The following is a 22,544-nucleotide window of genomic DNA, read 5'->3' as shown; positions in this document are numbered from 1 at the left end:
ATGATATGCGGATGGCCAGCGCTTTATCGGCTCAGCCGGGCCGGAGAGTAAAGCGCCGGGTTCAATCCTTCGGTCATCCCGTCGCGCGGCCTGCCGAGCAGCAGTTGCGCGCCGAGGCGCGCCGCGGCGGGCGCGGTCTGGATGCCGAAGCCGCCCTGTCCGGCGAACCAGAAGAACGCGGGGTCGGCCGGATCGACACCGTAGACGGGGCGCCGGTCGGGCGCGAAGCTGCGCAGGCCCGCCCACTTGCGTTCGACCGCCTCGACTCGCCAGTCCACGACCTGCTGCAGGCGGTCCACCGCTTGGGCGACGGTCAGTTCCTCGGGTGCGGCGTCACACGGCGCGGAGGGCGTCTCGTCCTGCGGGCTGAGCCAGAGCCGGCCGTTCTCCGGCCGGAAGTAGAAGCCGCCGTGGATGTCCAGTACCAGCGGCATGTCGCCCGGCGGCGGCCGGTCGACCCTGAGTTGCACCACCGTCCGCCGCATCGGCGAGATCCCCGCTGGCAGAACCCCGGCCATTCCAGCGATGCCGTCCGCCCATGCGCCTGCGGCATTCACCAGGATCGTTGCTTCGAACGCAGCGCCTCCCGACGTGATCAACCATCCACCGGCGGTGCGTTCGAGACGCTCGACCCGTGCGTGTGTCCGCAGCGTGCCTCCGGCGCGGGCGAAGGCGGCGAGATAGTGCGCGTGCAGCCCGGCCACGTCGATGTCGGAACAGGCGGGCTCCCACACGCCGCCGGTCCAGGCTGGGCGGAGGCCGGGAACATGCTCCTCGAGAGCTTTGCGATCGATCCGCTCGATATGCGCGCCTCGCGCACTGAACCGGGCGAGGAAGGCGTCTAGCGCAGCCGTATCGCTGCCGCGTCCCACGTAGATAGCGCCGCGACGCCGCAGGAACCCGTGGTCGCGCAAATACGAACCCGATGCGAGGGTAAGCGGCACCACTTCCGGTCCGCCGTAGCATTCCTCCCAGAACGCGGCCGAGCGACCCGTTGCGTGATAGCCGGGCTGGTCCTCCGCCTCGAGCACGAGCACGCTGGCATGTGGCGCGAGTTCGGCGCCGAGGCTTGCCCCCGCCATACCCGCGCCGACGATCGCGATATCGAACCGTTCCGCCAAGTCCGACCTACGCTTTCGGCGGCGCGGCGCGGTCGAGGAAGTCGGCAATCGCCTTCATTGCGCGGTCACGCACGGCATCGACCTCGCGCAGGATTTCGTGCCGCGCCTCCTCACCGAACGCGAGCAGTTCGCCGTTCGGCAGGCGCCGCGCAGCAGCCTCGATCGCGATCATGTCGACCAGCCTGTCGCTGGTGGTTCCGATCAGGAGCACAGGCGTGCGGATCGCCTCGAGCGTGCCCGGCGCGTAGAGCAGGCGCATCGACCCGTAGGCACGCTCGACCCAGCCCCAGCTTCCCGGTCCCATGACCAGTTCGGGGCGTTTCTCCCGCCACCAGAGCTCGTCCTGATAGCGCTCCGGATCGTGGGTGAGCAGAGTCACGCGGCTCGCCGGAACCTCGCCGGGTTTCTCGCTCCATTTCCACGCCGGGCGCGCCGGGTCGCCAAAGCGCAGCATCACCTTCGCCACCCGGTGCATCCAGCTTACTGGTAGAACGCTGCCGAAGAAGCCCAGCATCGGCGCCGAGAGGATCACCGCATCGGGATCCGCGCGCTGTTCCGCCACCGTGCGCAGCACCAGGTGGCCGCCCATCGAATGGCCGATCAGCACATGGGGACCGGGCGTCTCCGCTTTCCACCGGGTCCACAGATGCGCGAGATCGTCCACCCAGCGCGAGAAGTCGTCGACGTGACCGGTGACCGCATCAGCGCCGAGCCTGCCCGAGCCCGCCTGCCCACGCCAGTCCGACGCCGTCACGCGCCAGCCGGCGCGGTGCCATTCCTCCAGTGTCTCGAGATACTTCTCGTAGCAGTCGCCGCGACCCGGCAGGAACAGGATCGAGCCCCGCGGCTGAGCAGCACGACCCGGCCAGTCGATGCGGCGGATGGCGTACTGATCGGGCGCCATCCAGCGGCTCTCGACCGCATGCGGAGGGATCGCGCGGCGGTCGATCGCGTCACGGTTCACATCGGCTTCCTGCACCTGGCTAACGCCGCCCTCCTGCGGATGGTTACCCTTTGGTAAGCCATCTTCTGTAGCACCGGCGCCTGACGGGGGACCACGGGGGGTTTCGATGCCGGACGGCTATTTCCACTACGGGCTGCTCGTAGCCTTGGCAATCGCGCTGCTTGTTGCGGCGTTTACCGATCTTCGCCGCCGGCAGATCGACAACTGGCTCACCGGCGCGATCGCGCTGGGCGCACCGCTTTTCTGGTGGGCCAGCGGGGTCTCGCTGTGGCCCGGAGTAGCGATCCAGCTCGGCGTCGCGCTCGCGGCTTTCGCAGTCCTCGCCGGCCTTTTCGCCCTGCGCATGATGGGCGGGGGCGACGTGAAGCTGCTGACCGCTCTGGCGCTGTGGATAGAGCCCGGCCTGTTCCTGCAACTGCTGATCGTGATGGCGCTGGCAGGCGGGCTCCTGACCATCGTGCTCGGCGCCTGGCATGTGATGCGGCGTCAGCGCGATCGGCTCGCGGTTCCCTATGGCGTGGCAATCTCCGCAGGGGGCCTTTGGGTCCTGGGCATCCATTACCTCCCGGCAGCCGCAACCGCTGCCAAATTGGGGTGAACTCCATTTTAACCAGTTCGATTCTAGGACGAAATCTGGACTCGCCCGCAATTCGCTGGGCATGACGAGGGGGCTTCAAAAGCCATGGACAGGAAGAAGCTGGTTCTGCTGCTCGGCGCGCTGGTCATCGCGATCGGCACGGCCCTGGCGGCCCGCAGCATGTTTGCCGGGGCGGCTGCGCCCCAGGCCGAAGCCGCACCGCCGGTGCCTGAGGGGCCGCGCGTGCTGGTCGCCCAGCGCGCGCTGCCGGCCGGTACGATCATCACCGCCGACGCGCTCGGCTTCCAGATGTGGCCCGAGGACCTCGTCCAGGACGCCTATTTCATCGACGGCGAAGCCGACATTTCCAAGCTGCTCGGCACCGTGGTGCGCCTGCCGATCACGGCGGGCGAACCGGTCACGCAGGGCTCGCTGGTGAAGCCGGGCGACAGCGGCTTCCTCGCCGCCGCGCTGGGCCCCGGCATGCGTGCCGTCACGGTGCCCGTTTCGGCCCAGACCGGCGTGGCCGGCTTCGTGTTCCCGGGCGACCGCGTCGACCTCGTGCTGACGCAGACGGTCAAGGGTGACGAGGGCCAGTCGCTCAAGGCATCGGAAACGATCCTGCGCAACCTGCGGGTGCTGGCGACCGACCAGTCGACCACGCAGGAAATCGTCGACGGCCAGACCGTGGTCCGCGCGTTCCGGACGGTGACCATCGAGGTTACGCCGAAGATCGCCGAAAAGGTCGCCGTGGCACAGACCATCGGTACGCTGAGCCTCTCGCTGCGCTCCATCGCCGACAACCAGTCCGAACTCGAGCGCGCCGTCGCGGCCGGCGAGATCAAGATCCCCGACGATGCGACGCCGGAGGAAGAAGAAAAGCTGCTGCGCCAGGCGATGGCTCGCCCGATCGACCACAGCTCGTCTTTCGTGACGGGCGGCGACGTCTCGCGCTTCCAGCGTTCGTCGATGCCTCCGGCGCGTCCCGTAATGTCCGGCCCCGCTTCGATGGACATGCCCAGGTCCGGGCCTGAGGGCGAAGTCGCACCCGTCCGCAGCGGACCGAGCGTGCGCGTCACCCGCGGCAAGACGACGGTCGAAGTTCCGGTCGGGAAGAACTGACATGCGCCGCATCCACGCATTTTCCGCCTGCCGCAGCCGCGGCATGCAACCGAGGGGCAAGATGATGAAACGCCGCCTTATCGCAACCGCGCTGTTTGCCGGTGTCGTGCTGGCCCCGATCGGGAGCCTGCCTGCGAACGTCGCCAATGCGCAAACCATTTCCACGCCCGCACAGAGCATCGTGCTCTCGATCGGCCGCGGCGAACTGATCAACGTCCCCGGCTCCATGGCCGACGTGTTCATCGCCAACGAAGCGATCGCCGACGTCCAGGTGAAGTCGCAGCGCCAGCTCTTCGTATTCGGCAAGTCGGGCGGCGAGACCACGATCTACGCCAGCAACGCCGCGGGCGACATCATCTGGTCGGCCAACGTGCGCGTCGGATCGAACATCGACAGCATTCCCCAGATGCTCGCGCTGGCCATGCCCGAGGCGGAGATTTCCGTCGCGACGATGGGCACCAACACCGTGCTGCTGACCGGCACCGTTGCCGCTCCGGAAGACGCTGCCGAGGCCGAGCGGCTCGTCCAGGCTTTCGTCGGCGAAGAAACCAATGTGATCAGCCGTCTCAAGATGGCGACGCCGCTGCAGGTCAACCTGCAGGTCCGCTTCGCGGAGGTGAGCCGCTCGCTGGTTCGCGCGATCGGCGCCAATCTCGCCAGCTTCGATGGCACGAACGGCTTCAAGTTCGGTGTGACGACAGGCCGCTCGCCCTTTCCGCAGTATGCGCCCGGAGGCGGCGTATTCACGGGAGTGACGGAGGCCACGGAGGGCTCGTCCGTCGTGACCGGCATGGAAGGTGGCACGACCATCGCCGGCTTCGGGCGTTTCCTGGGGCTCGATCTCGCGGGCGCGCTGGATCTCGCCGAACGAAACGGCCTGCTGACCACGCTTTCCCAACCGAATCTCACGGCGCTTTCCGGCGAGACCGCGGAATTCCTCGCGGGCGGAGAGTTTCCGATCCCGATCAGCCAAGGTCTCGGCACCACCGCGATCGAATACCGAAAGTTCGGCGTCAGCCTCGCCTATACGCCGACGGTCCTGGCAAACGGTCGTATCTCGATCCGTGTGCGACCGGAGGTCTCCGAGCTGTCGAGCCAGGGCGCAGTGATGATGGACAATTTCCAGATTCCCGCGCTCACCATTCGGCGTGCCGAGACCACCGTGGAGCTGGGCTCGGGCCAGAGTTTCATGATCGCCGGCCTGATGAGCAACAGTGCGCAGAATTCGATCGACAAGGCCCCCGGACTTGGCGACGTGCCGATCCTCGGCAACCTGTTTCGCTCGCGCCAGTTCCGCAAGGGCGAAACCGAGCTGGTCATCGTCGTCACGCCCTATCTGGTGAACCCGGTCGACGCGAACGACATCAAGCTCCCGACCGACGGCTTCCACGGGTCGAACGAAATCGAGCAATTGCTGGGCTACCAGGAAAACGCCGGCGTCAGCGGTGAGGCCCGTCCGGCCCCCAGCACGGTCGAGCGCGAGGCGCCGGAGCCGGATATCTCGCGGATCGATCCGCAGGCCGTGCTGCCCCAATCCGGCAGCCGTCAGGACCGCCGCGCGGACAGCGCCGCCCCCGGTTTCAGCCTGAAGTGAGAAAGGTGATCACGATGCCCAAGGCTATCAATCGCAAACTGGCGGGTGCGATCGCCCTCTCGCTCGGCCTGTCGCTCGCGGCGTGCGGCGGAATGCCGCAGAACCGCAGTCTCTATTCGACGAAGCAGCCGGTGGTCGAACGGACCAACTACGTGCTCGACGTCCAGGCGAACGCCGACGGCCTGCCGATCTCGGAACAGCAGCGGGTCTCCGAATGGTTCGAGGTGATGGACCTTCGCTACGGCGATCGGGTCGCGATCGACGATCCGGCAGGCAGCGGCGCGACCCGCGAAGCGGTTGCCGAACTCGCCGCTCGCCGCGGCATCCTGCTCAGTGACGGCGCGCCGGTGACCGCCGGCTATGTCGAGCCCGGGCGTGCCCGCATCGTAATCACCCGGTCGAGCGCGCACGTCGCCGGCTGCCCAGACTGGTCGGCCAAATCGGACATGAACTACACCAACGCGACCTCGCCCAACTACGGGTGCGCCGTGAACAGCAACATGGCTGCAATGATCGCCAACCCCGAAGATCTGATCAGCGGTCAGAAGGGCACCGGCGAGACCGTCGTCATGAGCTCGAGCAAAGCCATCAGCAGCTACCGCGAACAGGCACCGACGGGCGAAGGCGGCCTGACCGCGTCGAGCACCAGCGAGGGAGGAAATTGAGCATGAACGCCCCCTGGAAAGCCGGCGGAAACCGCGATCCGTTCGCCGCCTTCATCTGCGACGAAGCTGCGCTCGACGTGCTGCGGCCGGTGGTCGTCGACATGGGCTGGCAGCCCGAGAAGTGCGCCAAGGGCGGCCTTCGCAACGCCGTGCAGTCGCTCTCGGTCACCGCGAGCCCGAACATCCTGCTCGTCGACTTGTCCGAAAGCGGCGACCCGCTGAACGACATCAACGCGCTGGCCGAGGTCTGCGAACCGGGTACGGTCGTTATCGCGATTGGCCAGGTCAACGACGTGCGGCTCTATCGCGATCTTCTGGCGAGCGGCATTCATGACTATCTGCTCAAGCCCCTGTCTGCCGGGCAATTGCGCGATGCGTTCAATCATGCGCAGGCAGTGTTCGCTGCCCCCCGCGCGAGCGATCCCGAGGCGGCCAAGCGGCACATCTCGACTGCCGTCGTCGGCACGCGCGGCGGGGTGGGCGCTTCGACGCTGGCGACATCGCTCGCCTGGCTGTTCAGCACCGATCACAAGCTGCCGACCGCGCTGCTCGATCTCGACGTGCATTTCGGCACTGGCGCCCTGGCGCTCGACCTCGAGCCCGGCCGAGGCCTGACCGACGCGATCGACAACCCGAGCCGCATCGACGGCCTGTTCATCGAGCGCGCGATGATCCGCGCGAACGACAATCTCGCGATCCTCTCGGCCGAAGCGCCGATCAGCGCCCCGCTGATGACCGACGGATCCGCCTTCGTGCAACTGGAGGAGGAGTTCCGCCAGGCGTTCGAGATGACGGTGATCGACCTGCCGCGCAACATGCTGATCAACTTCCCCCACCTGCTGGCGGAAGTGAACGTCGTGGTGCTCGCCACCGAGATGACCCTCGCGTCGGCGCGCGACACGATCCGCATTCTCTCGTGGCTGAAAGCCAACGCCGCGCATGCGCAGCCGATCGTGGTGGCGAACAAGGTACAGACGGCGATTGCCGAGATCAGCAAGGCCGACTTCGAAGCGTCGATCGAGCGCCAGATCGATTTCACGGTACCTTACGATGCCAAGACGGCGGCCAATGCCGCCAAGCTGGGGCAGACGTTCGTCGACGCGAGCCCGGCCAGCAAGCCGGCCGCAGCCATACGGCAGGTGGCCGAGCGCGTGCTCGGCGCAAGCGACGAAGGGCTGGAGGACGGCGCGTCGGAGAAGAAGTCGCTGCTCGGCAGCTTCGATTTCAAGTCGCTGCTGGCGAAGAAGGACAGGAAGGTCGCGGCCGCGGCCGACTGACCGTGCGCGATTTTGCCGCGGCGCCAAGGCCCGCGGCGCGAGCCAGGAAGGGCAGGACACGAGCATGAACATCATCCAGCTCCTGCTGGTCGGTTGCGGGCTGATGAGCCTCATGGTCATCGGCTACATGCTGCTGGCCGGTCCTTCGGCCGCCAAGGAAGCGCAGCGGCGTATCGAGGCGCTGCGCTACCGCCATTCCGAGAGCACCGACACCAAGGTCGAATCGCAGCTCAAGAAGGCGATCGCCGCGCGCAAGCCCCGGATGCACAAGGTCGCAGGGTCGGAATCGCGGACGGAAGCGCTCGCACTCCGGCTCGACCGGACGGGCAAGAAGTGGACCGTCACGCAGTACGTCTACGCGTCGCTGGGGATCGCGCTTGCGGTCGCGGTGGTCGTGTATCTCCGGTCGGGCGCGGCGGTTCTTTCGCTCGGCATCGGCCTGCTTCTCGGCGCGGGGATTCCCCATATCGCCGTGGGTCACTTCATCAAGAAGCGAACCAACGCCTTCAACGCCAGGTTTCCCGACGCGATCGAACTGCTGGTGCGCGGCCTGCGATCGGGTCTGCCGGTGACCGAGACGCTGCAGGTGGTGGCGCAGGAAGTTCCCGGCCCCGTCGGGATCGAGTTCAAGGGCGTCGTCGAGCGGATCAAGATCGGCCGCTCGATGGAAGAGGCGCTGCAGGACACCGCCGACCGCCTCGGCATTCCCGAGTTCAACTTCTTCTGCATCGCGCTGGCGATTCAGCGGGAGACCGGCGGCAACCTCGCGGAGACGCTCGGCAACCTTGCCGACGTGCTGCGCAAGCGCGCGCAGATGAAGCTGAAGATCCGTGCGATGAGCTCGGAATCCAAGGCCTCGGCCTACATCGTCGGCGCGCTGCCGTTCATCGTCTTCGCCATGATCTGGTGGATCAACCCCGGCTACATCGGCGGCTTCTTCGAGGACGACCGGCTGATCGTCACCGGACTCGGCGGCCTCGTCTGGATGTCGATCGGCGGCTTCATCATGGCCAAGATGGTCAGCTTCGAGATCTGAGCGAGGACAGGACATGCCCGACACGCCCGCCGGCCCCACTCTCCTCGGCTTCGACGTCATTCTCGTCGGCTCGATCCTCGCCGGGATCGCCGCGCTCGCCGTGCTGTTCGCCATTTACGCTGCGCTCACGGTCAAGGATCCGATGGCGCGCCGCGTGAAGGCGCTCAACGCCCGGCGCGACGAGCTGAAGGCCGGCATCGTCAAGGCCAACGCCCGCAAACGCCAGAGCCTCGTCCACAAGACCGAGGGGACCGAGAAGCTCAAGGACACGCTGGCGGGGATGAAGGTCCTCCAGCAGAGCCAGATCGAAGTCATCCAGCAACAGCTCGCCCACGCCGGCTACCGCAACAAGGAGCTCGCGGTCTACGTGATCGCGGGCCGTATCCTGTTGCCGCTGCTGCTCGGCGGGCTGGGCATCATGCTGATCTACGTGATCGACTACTTTCCCGACTGGGGCGTGATGAAGCGCACCGGCGCCATGGGCGCGCTCCTGTTCGCAGGCTACAAGGCGCCGGAGATCTTCCTCAAGAACAAGGCGACCAAGCGCACGGACGCGATCCGCAAGGGCCTGCCCGACGCGCTGGACCTGCTGGTGATCTGCGCGGAAGCGGGCCTGACGGTCGACGCGGCCTTCAACCGGGTCGCCAAGGAACTGGGCCGCGCCTACCCCGAACTCGGCGACGAGTTCGCGCTGACCGCGATCGAGCTTTCGTTCCTCACCGAACGCAAGATGGCATTCGACAATCTCGCCTACCGCGTCGACCTTGAGTCCGTGCGCGGCGTGGTGACGACGATGGTGCAGACAGAACGCTACGGCACTCCGCTCGCATCGGCGCTGCGCGTGCTTTCGGCCGAGTTCCGCAACGAGCGCATGATGCGCGCCGAGGAGAAGGCCGCGCGCCTGCCCGCGATCATGACGGTGCCGCTGATCCTGTTCATCCTGCCGGTGCTGTTCATCGTTATCCTGGGCCCTGCGGCCTGCTCGATCAGCGATGCCTTCGCGTCAAACCCGGGGCAGTAAGCGGATCGCTCCCAGCCGCGACGGCAGAGCTCGCTAGACGTTCTCGCTCACCGGATCGAGAGCGCCCGCCTGCTCGCGCACGCGGCTCAGGAGTCGGGCGAAAGCATCGCGCTCGGCTGCGGAGAACGATGCGAAAAGCTGCTGCTCCATCTGCAGCGTCAGGGGCATGATCCGATCGTAGATCGAGCGCCCCTGCGCGGTGAGTTCGAGATGGTGCGATCGGCCGTCGGTCGCGTTGGGTTCGCGTTCGACGAACCCCCGCTCGGCCAGGGTGCGGCAAGCGCGGTTGACGGCGACCTTGTCCATCAGCGTGCGCTCGGTCAGCTCGCGCTGCGTCGCCGGCCCCGTATCTCCCAGCACCGCCATGATCCGCCATTCGGGAATCTTGAGGTCGAACCGGTCGCGGTAGATTTCCGCAATGCGGTTGCTGACCGCGTTCGACGCGATGGAGAGCTGATAAGGCAGGAAGCGGTCGAGCTGGAGCCGGCCGTGGCGATCGTCGGGTTCGGTCATGGAACTCGTTTCTAGTGCAACCGCCCGCGTTGACAACCGGGCCCGGGCTTGCGCCCCGTCATTGGTAGCCGGGCTCATCCCACCAGGGGTAGAAGTCCGGCATATCGCGCGACGGCTTCATCGGAAACTGCGGCGGCCGCTTGTCGAGAAAGCTCGCCACGCCTTCGGCTGCGTCGGGCGTCCTCGCCATGCGGTAGATCGCGCGGCTGTCTATCCGGTGGGCCATCATCGGATGTTCCGCGGCGGACAACCGCCACATCATCGCCCGGGTCAGTGCGACCGACACTGCCGAGGTGTTCTCCGCGACCTCGCGCGCGAGCGCCCTCGCCTCGCCCATCAGCTTGTCCTGCGGGTGAACCGAGCGCACGAGTCCGGCCGCGAGCGCTTCCTGCGCATCGAAGATCCGGCCGGTGTAGGTCCACTCGAGCGCCTGCTGGATGCCGACGAGCCGCGGCAGGAACCAGCTCGAGCACGCCTCCGGCACGATCCCGCGCCGCGCAAAGACGAAACCGTACCGCGCCGTTTCTACCGCCAGGCGAATGTCCATCGCGAGTTGCATCGTCGCCCCGATGCCCACGGCGGCGCCGTTGCACGCGGCGATCAGCGGCTTGGTCGAGTTGAACAGGCGCAGGGTCACTTGCCCGCCGCCGTCGCGCACGAGCGGATCGGACAGATCGCCCACCGCTTCGTTGCTCGCGAACGGCTTCGCGCCATCGTCCGGCGTGAGATCGGCGCCGGCGCAGAACGCACGGTCGCCATGTCCGGTGAAGATCACCGCCCGCACCGCATCGTCGGCGTCGATCGCATCCATCGCCGCGATGATCTCCGCCATCATCGTGCGGGTGAAGGCATTCATCTTCTCCGGCCGATGGAGCGTGATCGTCGCAATGCCGTCGTCGATGTCCAGTTTGATCTGCGTGAACTCGGACATGATCCTCTACCTTCCCGATGACACGAGCCCCCGCGAAAGCAGGGGCCTCAGGCGGAAGAGCGCAGCCGACCGAGGTCCCCGCCTTCGCGGGGACTCATGCAATGAAACTACCGCGGGGCCATGCGGATACCGCCATCGAGCCGCACGTCCTCACCATTGAAGTATCCGGTCTCGATCATGCACAGCGCCAGTTTGGCATATTCCTCGGGGTTTCCGAGCCGCTTGGGGAACGGGACCGAGGCGGCCAGCGCCTCCTTCACCTGCGGCGGTGCGGCGTTCATCAGCGGGGTGTTGAAGATGCCCGGCAGGATCGTGTTCACCCGGATACCTTCGCCCATGAGGTCGCGCGCGATCGGCAGCGTCATGCCGATCACCCCGCCCTTCGACGCGGAATAGGCCGCCTGGCCGATCTGCCCGTCTTCGCCGGCGACGCTGGCCGTGTTGACGATCGCGCCGCGGTCGCCGTCCTCCGACAGTGGATCAAGCGTCATCATGCCTGCCGCCGACTTGGCGATGCAGCGGAAGGTGCCGACGAGGTTGATCTGGATCACCCAGTTGAACGCATCGAGGGGGAAGTGGCTGATCTCACCGGTCTGCTTGTCGCGTTTGGCGGTCTTGATCGCGTTGCCGACACCGGCGCAGTTGACCAGGATCCGCTCTTGTCCGTGCGCCTCGCGCGCCTTGGCGAAGGCGGCATCGACCGAAGCCTCGTCGGTCACGTTGCATTCGCAGAACACGCCGCCGATCTCCGCAGCGACCTTCTTTCCCTTCTCCTCCTGCAGATCGAAGATCGCGACCTTGGCGCCCTTCGCCGCAAGTGCGCGCGCAGTCGCTTCGCCGAGGCCAGAGGCGCCTCCGGTAACCACCGCGGGAGTGTTGCTGCCGATTTCCATTCCTGTCTTCCTCTTCCTGATCCTCCGCGCAGGCGGGGGTTCGTGCAATACTTCCCGGAGGTCCCCGACTACGCGGGACTCTCCCATGAACGATGTCTAAAGGGCCTCCACGATCGTCACATTGGCGACGCCGCCGCCTTCGCACATCGTCTGCAAACCGTACCTCTTACCGCGCGCCTTCAGTGCATGGACAAGGGTCGCCATCAGCTTGGTGCCCGAGGCGCCGAGCGGATGGCCGAGCGCGATCGCGCCGCCGTTGACGTTGAGCCGCTCCGGATCCGCACCCGTATGCTTGAGCCACGCGAGCGGTACGGGGGCGAAGGCCTCGTTCACTTCATAAAGGTCGATATCATCGATCTTCATGCCCGCCCGCCGCAAGGCTCGGTCGGTCGCGAACAGCGGCTCCTCCAGCATGATGACCGGATCGCCTGCCGTGACGGTGAGGTTCACGATCCGCGCGAGCGGGGTCAGCCCCTGTTCCTTCAAGACTTTCTCGGACACGATCAGTGCCGCGCTGGAACCGTCGCAGATCTGGCTGGCGGTGGCCGCCGTGATCGTACCGCCTTCGCTGAGCAGCTTGACGCCCGCGATGCTCTCGAGCGTCGCGTCGAAGCGAATCCCTTCGTCGACCGTGTGCATTTGCGGCCCGTCGGGAGTCTCGATCTCGACCGGCACGATTTCGGCCTCGAAAGCGCCCGCCCGGGTTGCGGCGATCGCCTTCTCATGGCTTGCGAGAGCGAAACGGTCGAGATCGTCCTTCGTGAAGCCGTGCTTCTCGACGATCATCTCCGCGCCCATGAATTGCGACCACAGGACGCCGGGGTATTTCTTCTCCAGCCCCGGCGACTTGTAGGTGCCCAGTCCTTCCTTCATGTGGAACGTCAGGTTCGAGCCCATGGGCACGCGGCTCATGCTTTCGACGCCGCTGGCGATGACCACGTCCTGCGTGCCGCTCATCACCGCCTGCGCGGCGAACTGCACCGCCTGCTGGCTCGATCCGCACTGCCGGTCGATCGTGACCCCCGGCGTGGATTGCGGCAGCCTCGTCGACGCGAGAACCGCGTTGCGCCCGACGTGCATCGACTGCTCGCCCGCCTGGGTCACGCAGCCCATGATCACATCGTCGACGATCTTGGGATCGATCCCCGTGCGCTCCACCAGCGCATCGAGCGACTTCGCCGCCAGATCGACCGGATGGACCCCGGCCAACCGCCCGCCCCGGCGCCCCCCGGCGGTGCGAACGGCATCGACGATGTATGCTTCGGGCATCCCATTCTCCTCCAACGCTTCTCGCGTATGATCGGCTTCCGTTTACGTCAAGTGTCGCTTGCCTGCCCGGCCGCCAACGTTCTTGCCAACAGCGTAGTTCGCAGCATAACCTCGCACCCGCAGAACGTTAGCGCCGAGGCCCATGAAGAAGCTCTTCGAAATCAACCCGGCGATCGACCGTGCCGCTTGCGCCCGCCGCTTTGCCGAACGCACGAGAGTGCAGATCCGGGAGGTCCTGACACGGGAAACGGCGGAGGAGATCCGCATGATCCTTTCGCGCGGGACGGCCTGGGGCATGGCCGTGCGCGCTGGTGACGGCGCGGCCAATCCGCCGCAAAGCTTCCACCCCCGCAAGGGGAACATGTCGGGCGGCGCCGAACAGGTGAATCACGCTGCCATGGCTGCGCATGAGGCGTCCGCCCGGGGGGACTACGCGTTCCGCTACGCACATTATCCGATCATTGATGCTCTCAATCAGCGCTGGGACCCTGATGGTCCGCATGAACTGCTTCTGGAGTATCTAAACGCCCCCGACTTCCTCGATCTCGCTCGTGAAGTCACCGGCATGGACGATCTGGTCAAGGCGGATGCGCAGGCCACGCTTTACGCTCCAAATCACTATCTCGGCAGGCACAGCGATAGCGATGTGGCCGAAGGATGGCGTGTTGCCTACGTGATGAACTTCGCGCCGGACGAATGGCATCCAGATTGGGGGGGATATCTCTTGTTCCTCGACCAGGACGGAGATGTGGTCGAAGGATTCCGCCCGCGCTTCAATGCATTGAATCTGTTTGCCGTGCCGCAGACTCATCTCGTCAGCTACGTTCCGCCCTTCGCCCCAATGGGGCGCTTGGCCATTACCGGATGGCTTCGAGACCGGTGATAGAAACCATCGACGGCTATCGCGCCCAAGCGCAGGCGGCGATGCAAGCAGGAGAACCCGAGAGAGCCGCGGCGATCCTGGAGAAGGCAGCCGGCCTGTTCCCAAACGATGCCGCACTATGGAACAGCGCCGGCGCGGCGGCGCTGCGAGCTGGCAAGACGCCGGATGCTGCAGCGCACTTTGCAAAAGCGCGTGAACGCGCACCGCAAACGCTCGAATTCGCAGTGAACCATGCGATCGCGCTTGGCCGTCTTGGCCGGCACAGGGACGCACTGACCGTGCTGGGCGCACACGAACCCAGCGGAGTACGCGACGTGCGATATTGCTCGACACGGGCGAATACTTCGCGCGACGCGGGTTTACTCAAGGATGCCGCCCGATGGTATGACGCGGCCTTGGCTATCGATGCAGGTCACGCACGTGCATTGCACGGGCGAGCGCGGGTGGCGCTCGAACGTGCTGAAGCAGATGCTGTGATGCGATTCGATCGGGCCTTGCAGCGCGACCCCGGGAATCTCGAGTTGTGGCTGGGCAAGGCGCAGGCGCTCGAAGTGGAGGGGAGAAACGAGGAAGCCGAAGCGATCGCAGAGGCATTGGTAAGCCAAGCCCCGCGATGGTTGGCGGGGCTCAGATTCAAGGCCGAGTTGCTCATGGCACGAGGCGTGGCGGATGTCGCAGCGCCGTACCGCGACGCGGCTGCTCGCGCCCCGCAGGATCCGCAGATTTCCATTGCCCATTGCGCATTGCTGGCCGGCATCGACAGGAAGGCCGAGGCGGCCGAAGTCGCCGCCAACGCCCGGCGACGCTTTCCCGAACTCGAGCAACTCGCCCTGCTCGAAGCAGTATATGCGGGAGAGGACGGGCAGGACGAGCGCGCCGAAGCCATCTGGGCAGAATTCCAGTTCCAGTCGTCGACGCACCACCTGCATGAGGCGCGCCACCGCGTGCGCCAAGGTGAGCCGGAACGGGCCGTGAGGCTGATCGACAGCCTGCTCCAGGCGGACCGGAGCAATGTCGCTGGCTGGGCGCTCCGTGGACTTCTGTGGCGCCTGCTAGACGATCCGCGAAAGGATTGGCTGCACGGTCAGGAGGGGCTCGTGCAGTTCCTACCGTTGCACGATCGCGACACCATCGTTCCGCAAACGATCGACGCCCTGCATGCGCTTCACGACAGTTCCCGCTTTCCTCTGGGCCAGTCGCTGCGTGGTGGAACGCAAACCCGCGCGGGACTTTTCGATCGGTACGAGCCGATCTATGAAGCGCTGCACCGGGCGATCATTCGCACACTCGGTGACTACCGTGCCAAGTTGCCGCCGGCTCACTCGGATCATCCGCTTCTCCGCCATCGCGACGATGCCTGGTCCATCGCCGGCTCATGGTCCGTGCGCCTGGCAGGCGGGGGAGACCATCACACCTCGCATATCCACCCCAACGGGATCGTCTCGTCGGCACTGTACCTTGAGATTCCGGACGACATCGACGCGCGAGGGGAGCCCGGTTGGCTCGAGATCGGCCGTCCGCCCCCGGACTTGCGCCTTGAGCTGCCACCGCTTTTCACGATACGCCCCCGACCCGGGCATCTCGCCCTGTTCCCGAGCACCCTCTATCATGGCACGCGCCCCTTCGACGGTGCGCGACGTTTGACGGTCGCCTTCGACGTTTGTTCGCATCCCCGCAGAAGTGACGCATCGATCGGTATTGTAGCCACCTGATGCGCTGGGATCGCTGACGGCGCGAGCCTCCGCCAGACGGCAATCGGCATCTTTTGAACTAGTGATATTCGCGGGCGATCTGACCTCGCGCTCTCCGGTCCCGAGATGCGCCCGAGGGCTTCGGAAAACCTAAGCGTATAAGTTACAACAAAAAAGGGGCGGCGTCCTCAAGAACGCCGCCCCCATTTTCGTCACTGATCGAGAGATCAGAAGGTCATGCCGACCGAAACGAAGTAGTCACGTCCGAGAACGTCGTAGACACCCGGATAGGTATTGGTCTGCTCCTGGTTGTCGCCGATGATCGGAGGCATCTTGTCGAACAGATTGTTCACACCCATGGTGAGCGTGAAGTTCTCGTTGACTTCGAAACCGAAGGCGAGGTCGAACACGTCGTAAGCACCGATTTCTTCGACGATGTAGTCAGTCGTATCATCGTCGTCGGAGACCTTCCCGGTGTGACGCCAGCGCACGGTTGTCGTGAGCGGCCCGTCGATCCACGACAGGCGGCTGGACCACTTCCACTTCGGCGTCGGATTGCCACAGTTAAGACCAAACTTGCCGGCGCATTCGACAACCTCGTCCGGCAGGTCAACCGACGGCGTAAAGTTGTTCTCGTCCGAGTAGTTTCCGAGGAAGTAGAACCCGAGGCGGGAATCGCCATTGCCGGTCAAGCTTGCGCCGAGCGGCAAGCTGTAGTCGACCTGGAAGTCGATGCCGCTCGTGGTCAACTGAGCAAGGTTCGCATTCAGAGCCGTCACCACGAAGGGCGGACCCGAAATGACACCCTGCGAGTCGCGCGAGATCAGCCCGCAAGCCTCACTGTTGGCATCCTGATAGATATTATAGCAGATATTCAGGATGTTGTTCACGCCGCCGCCGTAGGTCGCGATGGCCTTGTCGATTTCAATGTCGTAGTAATCGACCGTGACGTTGAGGCCCGGAATAAAGCTCGGGCGAAGAACGACACCCACCGTGAAGGTATCGGCCACTTCTTCCTGCAGGTCCGGGTTGCCGCCGAACGCGCCCTGGATCTGAGCGTTGGGCTGGAGGAAGTCCTGCCCAACGTTGCTGGCCGGAACGCCGGTAGCGATACAGAGCGCCCGCAGCGTCGCATTCGTAGCAGCGTCCGACAGCGCGCAAGGGTCAGTCGCCGCCGGGAAGCCGACCGACTGTCCGCCGAACAGCTCCTGCACGTTCGGCGCTCGGACAGCACGCTGGTACTGACCGCGGAACGTGATGTCCGGGATCGGCGCAAACTCCGCACCAGCGAAGTATGCCCATACACCGCCGACAGCTTCCAGCGAGTAGTCCGAATAGCGCGCACCGCCGCTCAACTCGAGCCGGTCGACGAAACCGTTCTGGATGATCGGCACGCGAAGCTCGCCGAAGACCTCCTTGGCGCTGTAGCTACCCGCAGTCGGTTGACCCGCGTTGAAGCCAACCACGTCGCCAGATGCCAAGGCGGTGTCGGGAATGAACTCGGCGCTCATCTTGCGATATTCAACACCCGCCGCGAATGCCACGGGGTCGGTCGCCCAACCCGAGGTGAACAGCGGGCCGGAAATGCTGCCTTGCGCGACCTGGAGCGTCGACACCTCGGTGTTCTGCGCGAGGATGGAGATCGCATTGACGCATTCGGGGCTCAGCAGAGCTTCGCCGAAGACGTTACAGGTACCGTCGGCCGCGAGGCGGGTAAATGCCGAGCGCGAGACGTTGCCTTCCTGGATCGAGCCATTCCGGGTGCGTGAGTACGAGTAGTACGCATCGTACTGCAGCGTGTCCGTCAGATTGCCGCGGAAGCCGGCAAGCACGCGGAACGCATTACGCTCGTCGGTCACATTCCGCGAGGCAATGCTGGTCGTGCGCGTATTGACCCCGAGCCGGACCTGTCCGGGCTGAAGAGCACCGATCGTGGTCGAGCCGGTCACCTGTTCACCGAACGGATTGGCGCAAGGTTCCGGCTGATTAGCGTCGTTGAGCTGACAGTTCGGATCAGCCGCAGCCGCGATGGCAGCCTGCTGACGCTGGGCAATGAGTTGCAACTGCGCGAAATCTTCGGGTGAGACCAACCCCTGAATGGCGTCCAGCTCGAAGTTGACGTTCTGGGTCAGCGGCGTCGCAGCAAGCTCGTTCTCAACGCGGTTGTTGATGAACGCGACTTCGGCGTAAGCCGTGATATCATCGGCGACCTCGTACGAACCATAGCCCCCGATCGTGTAACGCTCCTGCGGAACCATGAGGTAGTTCGTCGGTGCGTAGTTATAGCTATCCGTGGCGGAATTGTAGGGAGTGCTCGCGCCAGGGGAACCGAAAAATGCCCCGGCGCCGGGATAGTTCGTGCCTTCTGCGATCGCGTAGCAGCCATCGTTCCGTGGCGGCTGCTCTGCACCTCCGCAACTGGCGCCCTGACCGATCGCCAGCGTGCCCGGCGCGACCATACGCCCCTGCGGCACGCCTGCCGAGCCCAGCGGCACCAAGCCATTATCCCCGTCGCCCAGGGAGAACTGCGAGAAGCTCCGATCCCGCGCGAAGATATCCTCTCGCTTGTAGTATTCGGCATAAGCGGTCACGTTGCCGCGGCCGTCGGCGAGATCGCTTCCGATCGCAACATAAGCGTTGTAGCGCGCGCCATCACCTTCATCGGTAATGCCGTATTGACCGCCCGCGATCAGGCCGTTCAGGTCGTCACGAAGCTTGAAGTTGATAACGCCGGCGAGTGCGTCGGAACCGTAAACCGCCGAAGCACCACCCGTCACGACATCCACGGAGTCCAGCAGGAACTGCGGGATCGTGTTGAGGTCGACGACCTGATTGGCGTCGAAGAAAATGTACCGGCGCCCGTTGACAAGAACGAGGTTACGCGCAGAGCCGAGCCCGCGCAGGTTGAGCGTGGCGACGCCCCCACCAGGGTTGTTGGAGAAGGACGTAGTGCCCGGCACGACCTGCGGCAGAGTGTTGATCACCTGCTCGACGTTGACGGCACCCGACAGCTTGAACTCTTCGTCCTGAACGACGGCCAGCGGACTGGTCGAGGTCAGGTCGCTCCGCTGAATTCGCGAGCCGGTAACCACGATGGTCTCGCCTTCCGCGGCGGGCTCGGCGTCGGCGGTCGTGGTAACGGCCGGTTCGGCCTCATCATCTTGCTGCGCATATGCAGGCGAAGCGATCAGGGCCGACGCCATGATCGTTCCAGCCAAAAGCGAAGCTTTGTCGAAACGGTAACGCATTCCATTCCCCCACTTACGAGCACCCATCACGGGCCTCTGTGTTAATGGTGAGCGCCTCCCCGGCGCCGTGCTTTAAGGCAGTTCGGGGGTATCCCGAATGGGCGACTTCTAAGTCACGTGACAAGCTCTTCGCAATGCGCCGAACTCAACCATTTACAGTATTCGAACAACTGTGACATTGCCGCTACAGAGCGCACCCCACCCCACCGATGCTGATTTCTCACCTGTCGAATTTCCTGGCCCACCCGCTGGATGATAAGACCCGTCACTGGAGCGACAATGCTCCGCTGCCGGTCGACCGAGCGCTGTGTCCGAAAAGACAAGGTGACGAGAGATCCCAACCCATGATGTGTCGGCATCGCAGACACGCCAATTTTCAGCAGCGACGAAGGATGTGCCTCAAGGCCGCCACAATGTGTTGCATTTTCGCGACAGAATATCCCGAAGGGCACGCACGGGGTTAATTTCATTTGCGACTAACTCGATCGTGCCGCATCGGGCAAGGCAACAAACTTCGCGCGTCAGGCTGCGCGGTTTGTTCAGTGTCACATCTTAGTCGTCGCTGGTTCGCGCCGGCATTCCTTAGGGGGACTGAAATCCATGAAGTTCGCAATGATCAATAGACAGCGCCTGTATGCGGGCGCTGGGCTGGCAGCACTCGCGCTCGCTGTCGCTGGATCGCCAGCCTATGCGCAAGACAGCCAGGATGAAGGCGTTGACGCGCCGGCTGAGGCTGAGGCGCAGGCAGCGTCGGAAGCAGAGCCTGCGGCAATCGTCGTGACCGGCTCGCGCATTCGTCGTGACGAGTTCACGACCGCCGAGCCTATCACTGTGGTTACGGCTGAGGAGATTACACAGGCTGGCTTCAACAGCGCGACCGACGCTCTGCAGAGCGTCGCTGTCACGCAAGGCTCCGGCCAGATCAACAACTTCTATGGCGGCTTCGTCACCGATGGCGGCACGGGCGCCAACACGCTGGGTCTCCGCGGCTTGGGCCCCAGCCGGACTCTGGTTCTGCTGAATGGCCGTCGCCTGGCACCGGGCGGTACGCGCGGTTCCGTTCTTGCGGCTGACCTGAACGTTTTGCCGACGGCTATTCTGGAGCGAATCGAAGTGCTGAAGGCTGGCGCTTCTTCAATTTACGGTTCGGACGCCGTTGCCGGCGTGGTGAACCTGATCACCGATCAGCAGCTTCGCGGTCTCAATCTCGACATGCAGGTCAACGTCCCCGAGGTGGGTTCCGGCGTCGATAAGCGCGTTGCAGCGTCGTTCGGCTTCGAAGCCGACCGTCTCAGCGTTGTCGGCTCGCTGGAGTATCGCAAGCGCGACCAGCTGTCTCGCGGCGACGTGCCTTTCTTCGACTGCCCGGTCGGCGGGTTTCTGAGCGGTGAAGGCACCGAGTTCGGCTCGGGCGACAGCGTCGGCTTCGATGGTTCGCCTTGCTTCACGCTCGACAATGGTGGCGTGACGATCAATACGCTTGGTTATACCACCCTGCAGACGGACGAGAATGGCAACCTTTTCCTAGGCGGCGTGGAGGCGATCGGCCGCACAAGCGGAACCGTGGGGACGTACAACCGGTTTGTTCCGGCCCCCGGCGTTACCACTGGGCCCTTCCCGGGCTTCTTGGGCGTCGGCTTTTACGATCGCGACACCTTCGATCCGCGGCAGGAAGAAGAACCGCTGATCACCGAAGCCGAAATCTACACCGGGTACCTTTCCGCAACTTATGAGCTTGACGCTCTGGGTGACGCGGAGATTTACGGTGAGTTTCTTGCGACCCGCCGCAAGTCTTCCTCGCCGCTCTATCGGCAGCTTTCGCTGGATTACCTGCGGGGCAGTCCTCTTCTGCCGGTCGAACTGCGCAACGGATACTTCTCCAATCCGAATGAAACGTCGAGCGGTCAGATCGTCGCAGCTCGTGCGTTTATCGGTTACGGCCTCACCGATTCGAGGCAGGAGGTCGATTACGTTCGCGCATCGGCAGGTCTTCGTGGTGACTTCTTCCTGCCGGACTGGCGCTATGATGCCTACATCGGCAAATCCTGGAACGATGGCACGTACGAAATCGAGTCGTTCCTGATCGATCGCGTCGCAAACTCCATGAATGTCGTAGACAACGGCGACGGGACGTTTAGCTGTGCCAGCCAGGCATCCAACCCGAATTGTATCGCGGCTCCGGCCCTCTCGGCCGATGTGATCGGAGGCAACCTGCCGCAGGCCTATCGCGACTATATCCTCGCGAACACCATCGGTAAGACGCAATTCCGCGAGACCACTTTCGCGTTCAACATCGATGGTCCGCTGTTCGCGATGCCCGGTGGCGATGTTCAGCTGGCGCTCGGCGCGGAATACCGCAAGCAGAGCATCAATGACCAGCCGGACGAAAATTCGATCAACGGTAACTTGCTCGGCTTGACCGCCGGTACGCCGACGGTCGGTTCCGACAATGTGAAGGAAGTGTTCGGCGAACTTTTTGTTCCGTTGCTTGCCGACACCCCGGGCTTCTACCGCCTCAACCTGAACGGCTCTCTGCGTTATACGGATTATGACTCCTACGGATCGGACACGACTTACAAGGTATCCGCCGAGTGGGAACCGATCCGGGGCTTCGCTGTTCGCGCTAGCTACGGCACGTCCTATCGCGCACCAGCCCTTGCTGAGCAGTTCCTCGGAGCGACGAGCGGCTTCTTGAGCCAGGAGTCCGACCCGTGCAGCGATCTGCCGGCTCCTGGTGAGCAGTCGCCGAGGGAACAGACCATCGCAGCCAACTGCGCTCAGATCGGGTTGCCCGCGGACTTCACGCAGACAAGCAGCGTGACTCTGTTCCGCGTAGGCGGCGCGGAGGCCGGTCTGGAAGCGGAGACGTCGCGGAACTGGTCGGTGGGTGCAGTCCTCAATCCGGTCCTTCCGTCCTCGGTCGGCTCGCTGTCGCTGTCGCTCGATTACTTCGACATCAAGGTTGAGAATGGCGTCCAGGATCTGGCTGGTAGCACCATCCTCAACCGCTGCTACGAAGATACGAACTTCGATCCGAACGCAGGTTTCTGCCGCTTCGTCGAGCGTAACGAGAACAACGAACTCACCGTTACAAGCAGCTACGTGAACCTGTCGGAAGACATCGTGAAGGGCTTCGAGTTCAATGGCCGCTACGCGCGTGACATCCTGGGTGGCAGGTTCATCCTGAACGCGAACGTCACCAAGTATACCGAACAGTCCAGCCGCTTGTTCCCGGAAGAGTATCTGACCGATGCGAATGGCATCGTGACGTCGCCTGACTGGGTCGGTGCGTTTGATGCCACGTATTCGTTCGATAACGTCACTCTTCGTTACGGAGTCGATTGGATCGACGGCGATAGTGATAAGACGTACGAATATTTTGCGTTCGATAACCTGACTGGAGAGATCAACCAGGATGATCTCCAGTTCTATCGCGATAATTATTCGTTTAACGTGGATGATTATTTCCTCCACTCGGCGTCGGTTCAGTTCGACGTGAACGATACTTATGAGTTCACGTTCGGCGTGCGGAATCTTTTCAACACGGAACCGCCGCGCATCACAGCCATCGGTTTCACCACCATCGGCAATGCGCCGCTGTATTCGGGTTATGATTATCGGGGGCGCACGTTCTTCGCGAACGCATCCTTCAACTTCTGATCCGAAAATCAGTCAACGAAAGGCCCCGGGAAACCGGGGCCTTTTTTTTGCATGCTCGGCACGGCTTGTCCCATCGCCC

General features: G+C 64.3%; 17 protein-coding genes. 10 read left to right on the top strand and 7 right to left on the bottom strand.

Features of this window, described 5'->3' with window-relative positions; genetic code table 11:
• Window positions 1-23: 23 nt before the first annotated feature.
• Complete coding sequence (locus JNO53_RS08210) at window positions 24-1,121, bottom strand: NAD(P)/FAD-dependent oxidoreductase (protein ID WP_203109514.1); 1,098 nt, start codon at window positions 1,119-1,121, stop codon at window positions 24-26.
• 7 nt (window positions 1,122-1,128) lie between these two features.
• Window positions 1,129-2,025: an alpha/beta fold hydrolase gene (locus tag JNO53_RS08205; protein ID WP_203109760.1), complete on the bottom strand. Its 897-nt coding sequence runs from the start codon at window positions 2,023-2,025 to the stop codon at window positions 1,129-1,131.
• Between the two features lie 166 nt (window positions 2,026-2,191).
• On the opposite strand from JNO53_RS08205, the gene JNO53_RS08200 reads away from it, so the two are divergent.
• The 7 genes from JNO53_RS08200 to JNO53_RS08170 all read left to right on the top strand — a co-directional run bounded on the left by JNO53_RS08200 (window position 2,192) and on the right by JNO53_RS08170 (window position 9,377).
• A complete protein-coding gene (locus JNO53_RS08200) occupies window positions 2,192-2,683 on the top strand; it encodes an A24 family peptidase (RefSeq protein ID WP_203109512.1) in 492 nt (163 codons plus the stop codon).
• Window positions 2,684-2,767: 84 nt separating this feature from the next.
• Window positions 2,768-3,784, top strand: a complete 1,017-nt coding sequence (gene cpaB, locus JNO53_RS08195; RefSeq protein WP_203109510.1) for a Flp pilus assembly protein CpaB — start codon at window positions 2,768-2,770, stop codon at window positions 3,782-3,784.
• Between the two features lie 64 nt (window positions 3,785-3,848).
• A complete protein-coding gene (locus JNO53_RS08190; protein WP_203109508.1) occupies window positions 3,849-5,378 on the top strand; it encodes a type II and III secretion system protein family protein in 1,530 nt (509 codons plus the stop codon).
• Window positions 5,379-5,392: 14 nt separating this feature from the next.
• Entirely contained in the window at window positions 5,393-6,043 is a 651-nt protein-coding gene (locus JNO53_RS08185) for a CpaD family pilus assembly protein (RefSeq protein WP_203109506.1), read from the top strand.
• Between the two features lie 2 nt (window positions 6,044-6,045).
• Window positions 6,046-7,320, top strand: coding sequence for an AAA family ATPase (locus JNO53_RS08180; RefSeq protein WP_203109504.1), 1,275 nt, complete (start codon window positions 6,046-6,048; stop codon window positions 7,318-7,320).
• A 64-nt stretch (window positions 7,321-7,384) separates the two neighbouring features.
• Window positions 7,385-8,356, top strand: a complete 972-nt coding sequence (locus JNO53_RS08175) for a type II secretion system F family protein (protein WP_203109501.1) — start codon at window positions 7,385-7,387, stop codon at window positions 8,354-8,356.
• A 13-nt stretch (window positions 8,357-8,369) separates the two neighbouring features.
• On the top strand, window positions 8,370-9,377 hold the full coding sequence (locus JNO53_RS08170) for a type II secretion system F family protein (protein ID WP_203109499.1): 1,008 nt from the start codon (window positions 8,370-8,372) through the stop codon (window positions 9,375-9,377).
• Window positions 9,378-9,410: 33 nt separating this feature from the next.
• On the opposite strand, the gene JNO53_RS08165 is transcribed toward JNO53_RS08170, so the two are convergent.
• The 4 genes from JNO53_RS08165 to JNO53_RS08150 form a co-directional block, all read right to left on the bottom strand.
• A complete protein-coding gene (locus JNO53_RS08165; RefSeq protein WP_203109497.1) occupies window positions 9,411-9,890 on the bottom strand; it encodes a MarR family winged helix-turn-helix transcriptional regulator in 480 nt (159 codons plus the stop codon).
• Window positions 9,891-9,948: 58 nt separating this feature from the next.
• A complete protein-coding gene (locus JNO53_RS08160; protein WP_203109495.1) occupies window positions 9,949-10,821 on the bottom strand; it encodes a crotonase/enoyl-CoA hydratase family protein in 873 nt (290 codons plus the stop codon).
• A 107-nt stretch (window positions 10,822-10,928) separates the two neighbouring features.
• Complete coding sequence (locus JNO53_RS08155; protein WP_203109493.1) at window positions 10,929-11,714, bottom strand: SDR family NAD(P)-dependent oxidoreductase; 786 nt, start codon at window positions 11,712-11,714, stop codon at window positions 10,929-10,931.
• Between the two features lie 96 nt (window positions 11,715-11,810).
• Window positions 11,811-12,983 (bottom strand): acetyl-CoA C-acetyltransferase, encoded by a 1,173-nt coding sequence (locus tag JNO53_RS08150; protein WP_203109491.1) that lies wholly within the window; start codon window positions 12,981-12,983, stop codon window positions 11,811-11,813.
• A 142-nt stretch (window positions 12,984-13,125) separates the two neighbouring features.
• Between JNO53_RS08150 and JNO53_RS08145 the strand changes: the two genes are divergently transcribed.
• Window positions 13,126-13,866 (top strand): 2OG-Fe(II) oxygenase, encoded by a 741-nt coding sequence (locus tag JNO53_RS08145; protein ID WP_203109489.1) that lies wholly within the window; start codon window positions 13,126-13,128, stop codon window positions 13,864-13,866.
• Window positions 13,863-15,578, top strand: a complete 1,716-nt coding sequence (locus JNO53_RS08140) for a 2OG-Fe(II) oxygenase family protein (RefSeq protein WP_338015324.1) — start codon at window positions 13,863-13,865, stop codon at window positions 15,576-15,578. Before JNO53_RS08145 ends, JNO53_RS08140 begins: the two co-directional genes overlap by 4 nt.
• A gap of 206 nt (window positions 15,579-15,784) precedes the next feature.
• Here JNO53_RS08140 and JNO53_RS08135 read toward each other — a convergent pair whose 3' ends face one another.
• Window positions 15,785-18,805: a TonB-dependent receptor domain-containing protein gene (locus JNO53_RS08135; RefSeq protein ID WP_203109485.1), complete on the bottom strand. Its 3,021-nt coding sequence runs from the start codon at window positions 18,803-18,805 to the stop codon at window positions 15,785-15,787.
• A gap of 600 nt (window positions 18,806-19,405) precedes the next feature.
• On the opposite strand from JNO53_RS08135, the gene JNO53_RS08130 reads away from it, so the two are divergent.
• The gene (locus JNO53_RS08130; protein ID WP_203109483.1) at window positions 19,406-22,465 is read left to right on the top strand and encodes a TonB-dependent receptor domain-containing protein; all 3,060 of its coding nucleotides are present in this window, start codon (window positions 19,406-19,408) and stop codon (window positions 22,463-22,465) included.
• The last annotated feature ends 79 nt before the right edge of the window (window positions 22,466-22,544 follow it).

It is taken from the genome of Altererythrobacter sp. C41 (assembly GCF_016803135.1).
Taxonomy (GTDB): domain Bacteria; phylum Pseudomonadota; class Alphaproteobacteria; order Sphingomonadales; family Sphingomonadaceae; genus Pelagerythrobacter.
This window is presented reverse-complemented; position numbering and strand designations above follow the sequence as displayed.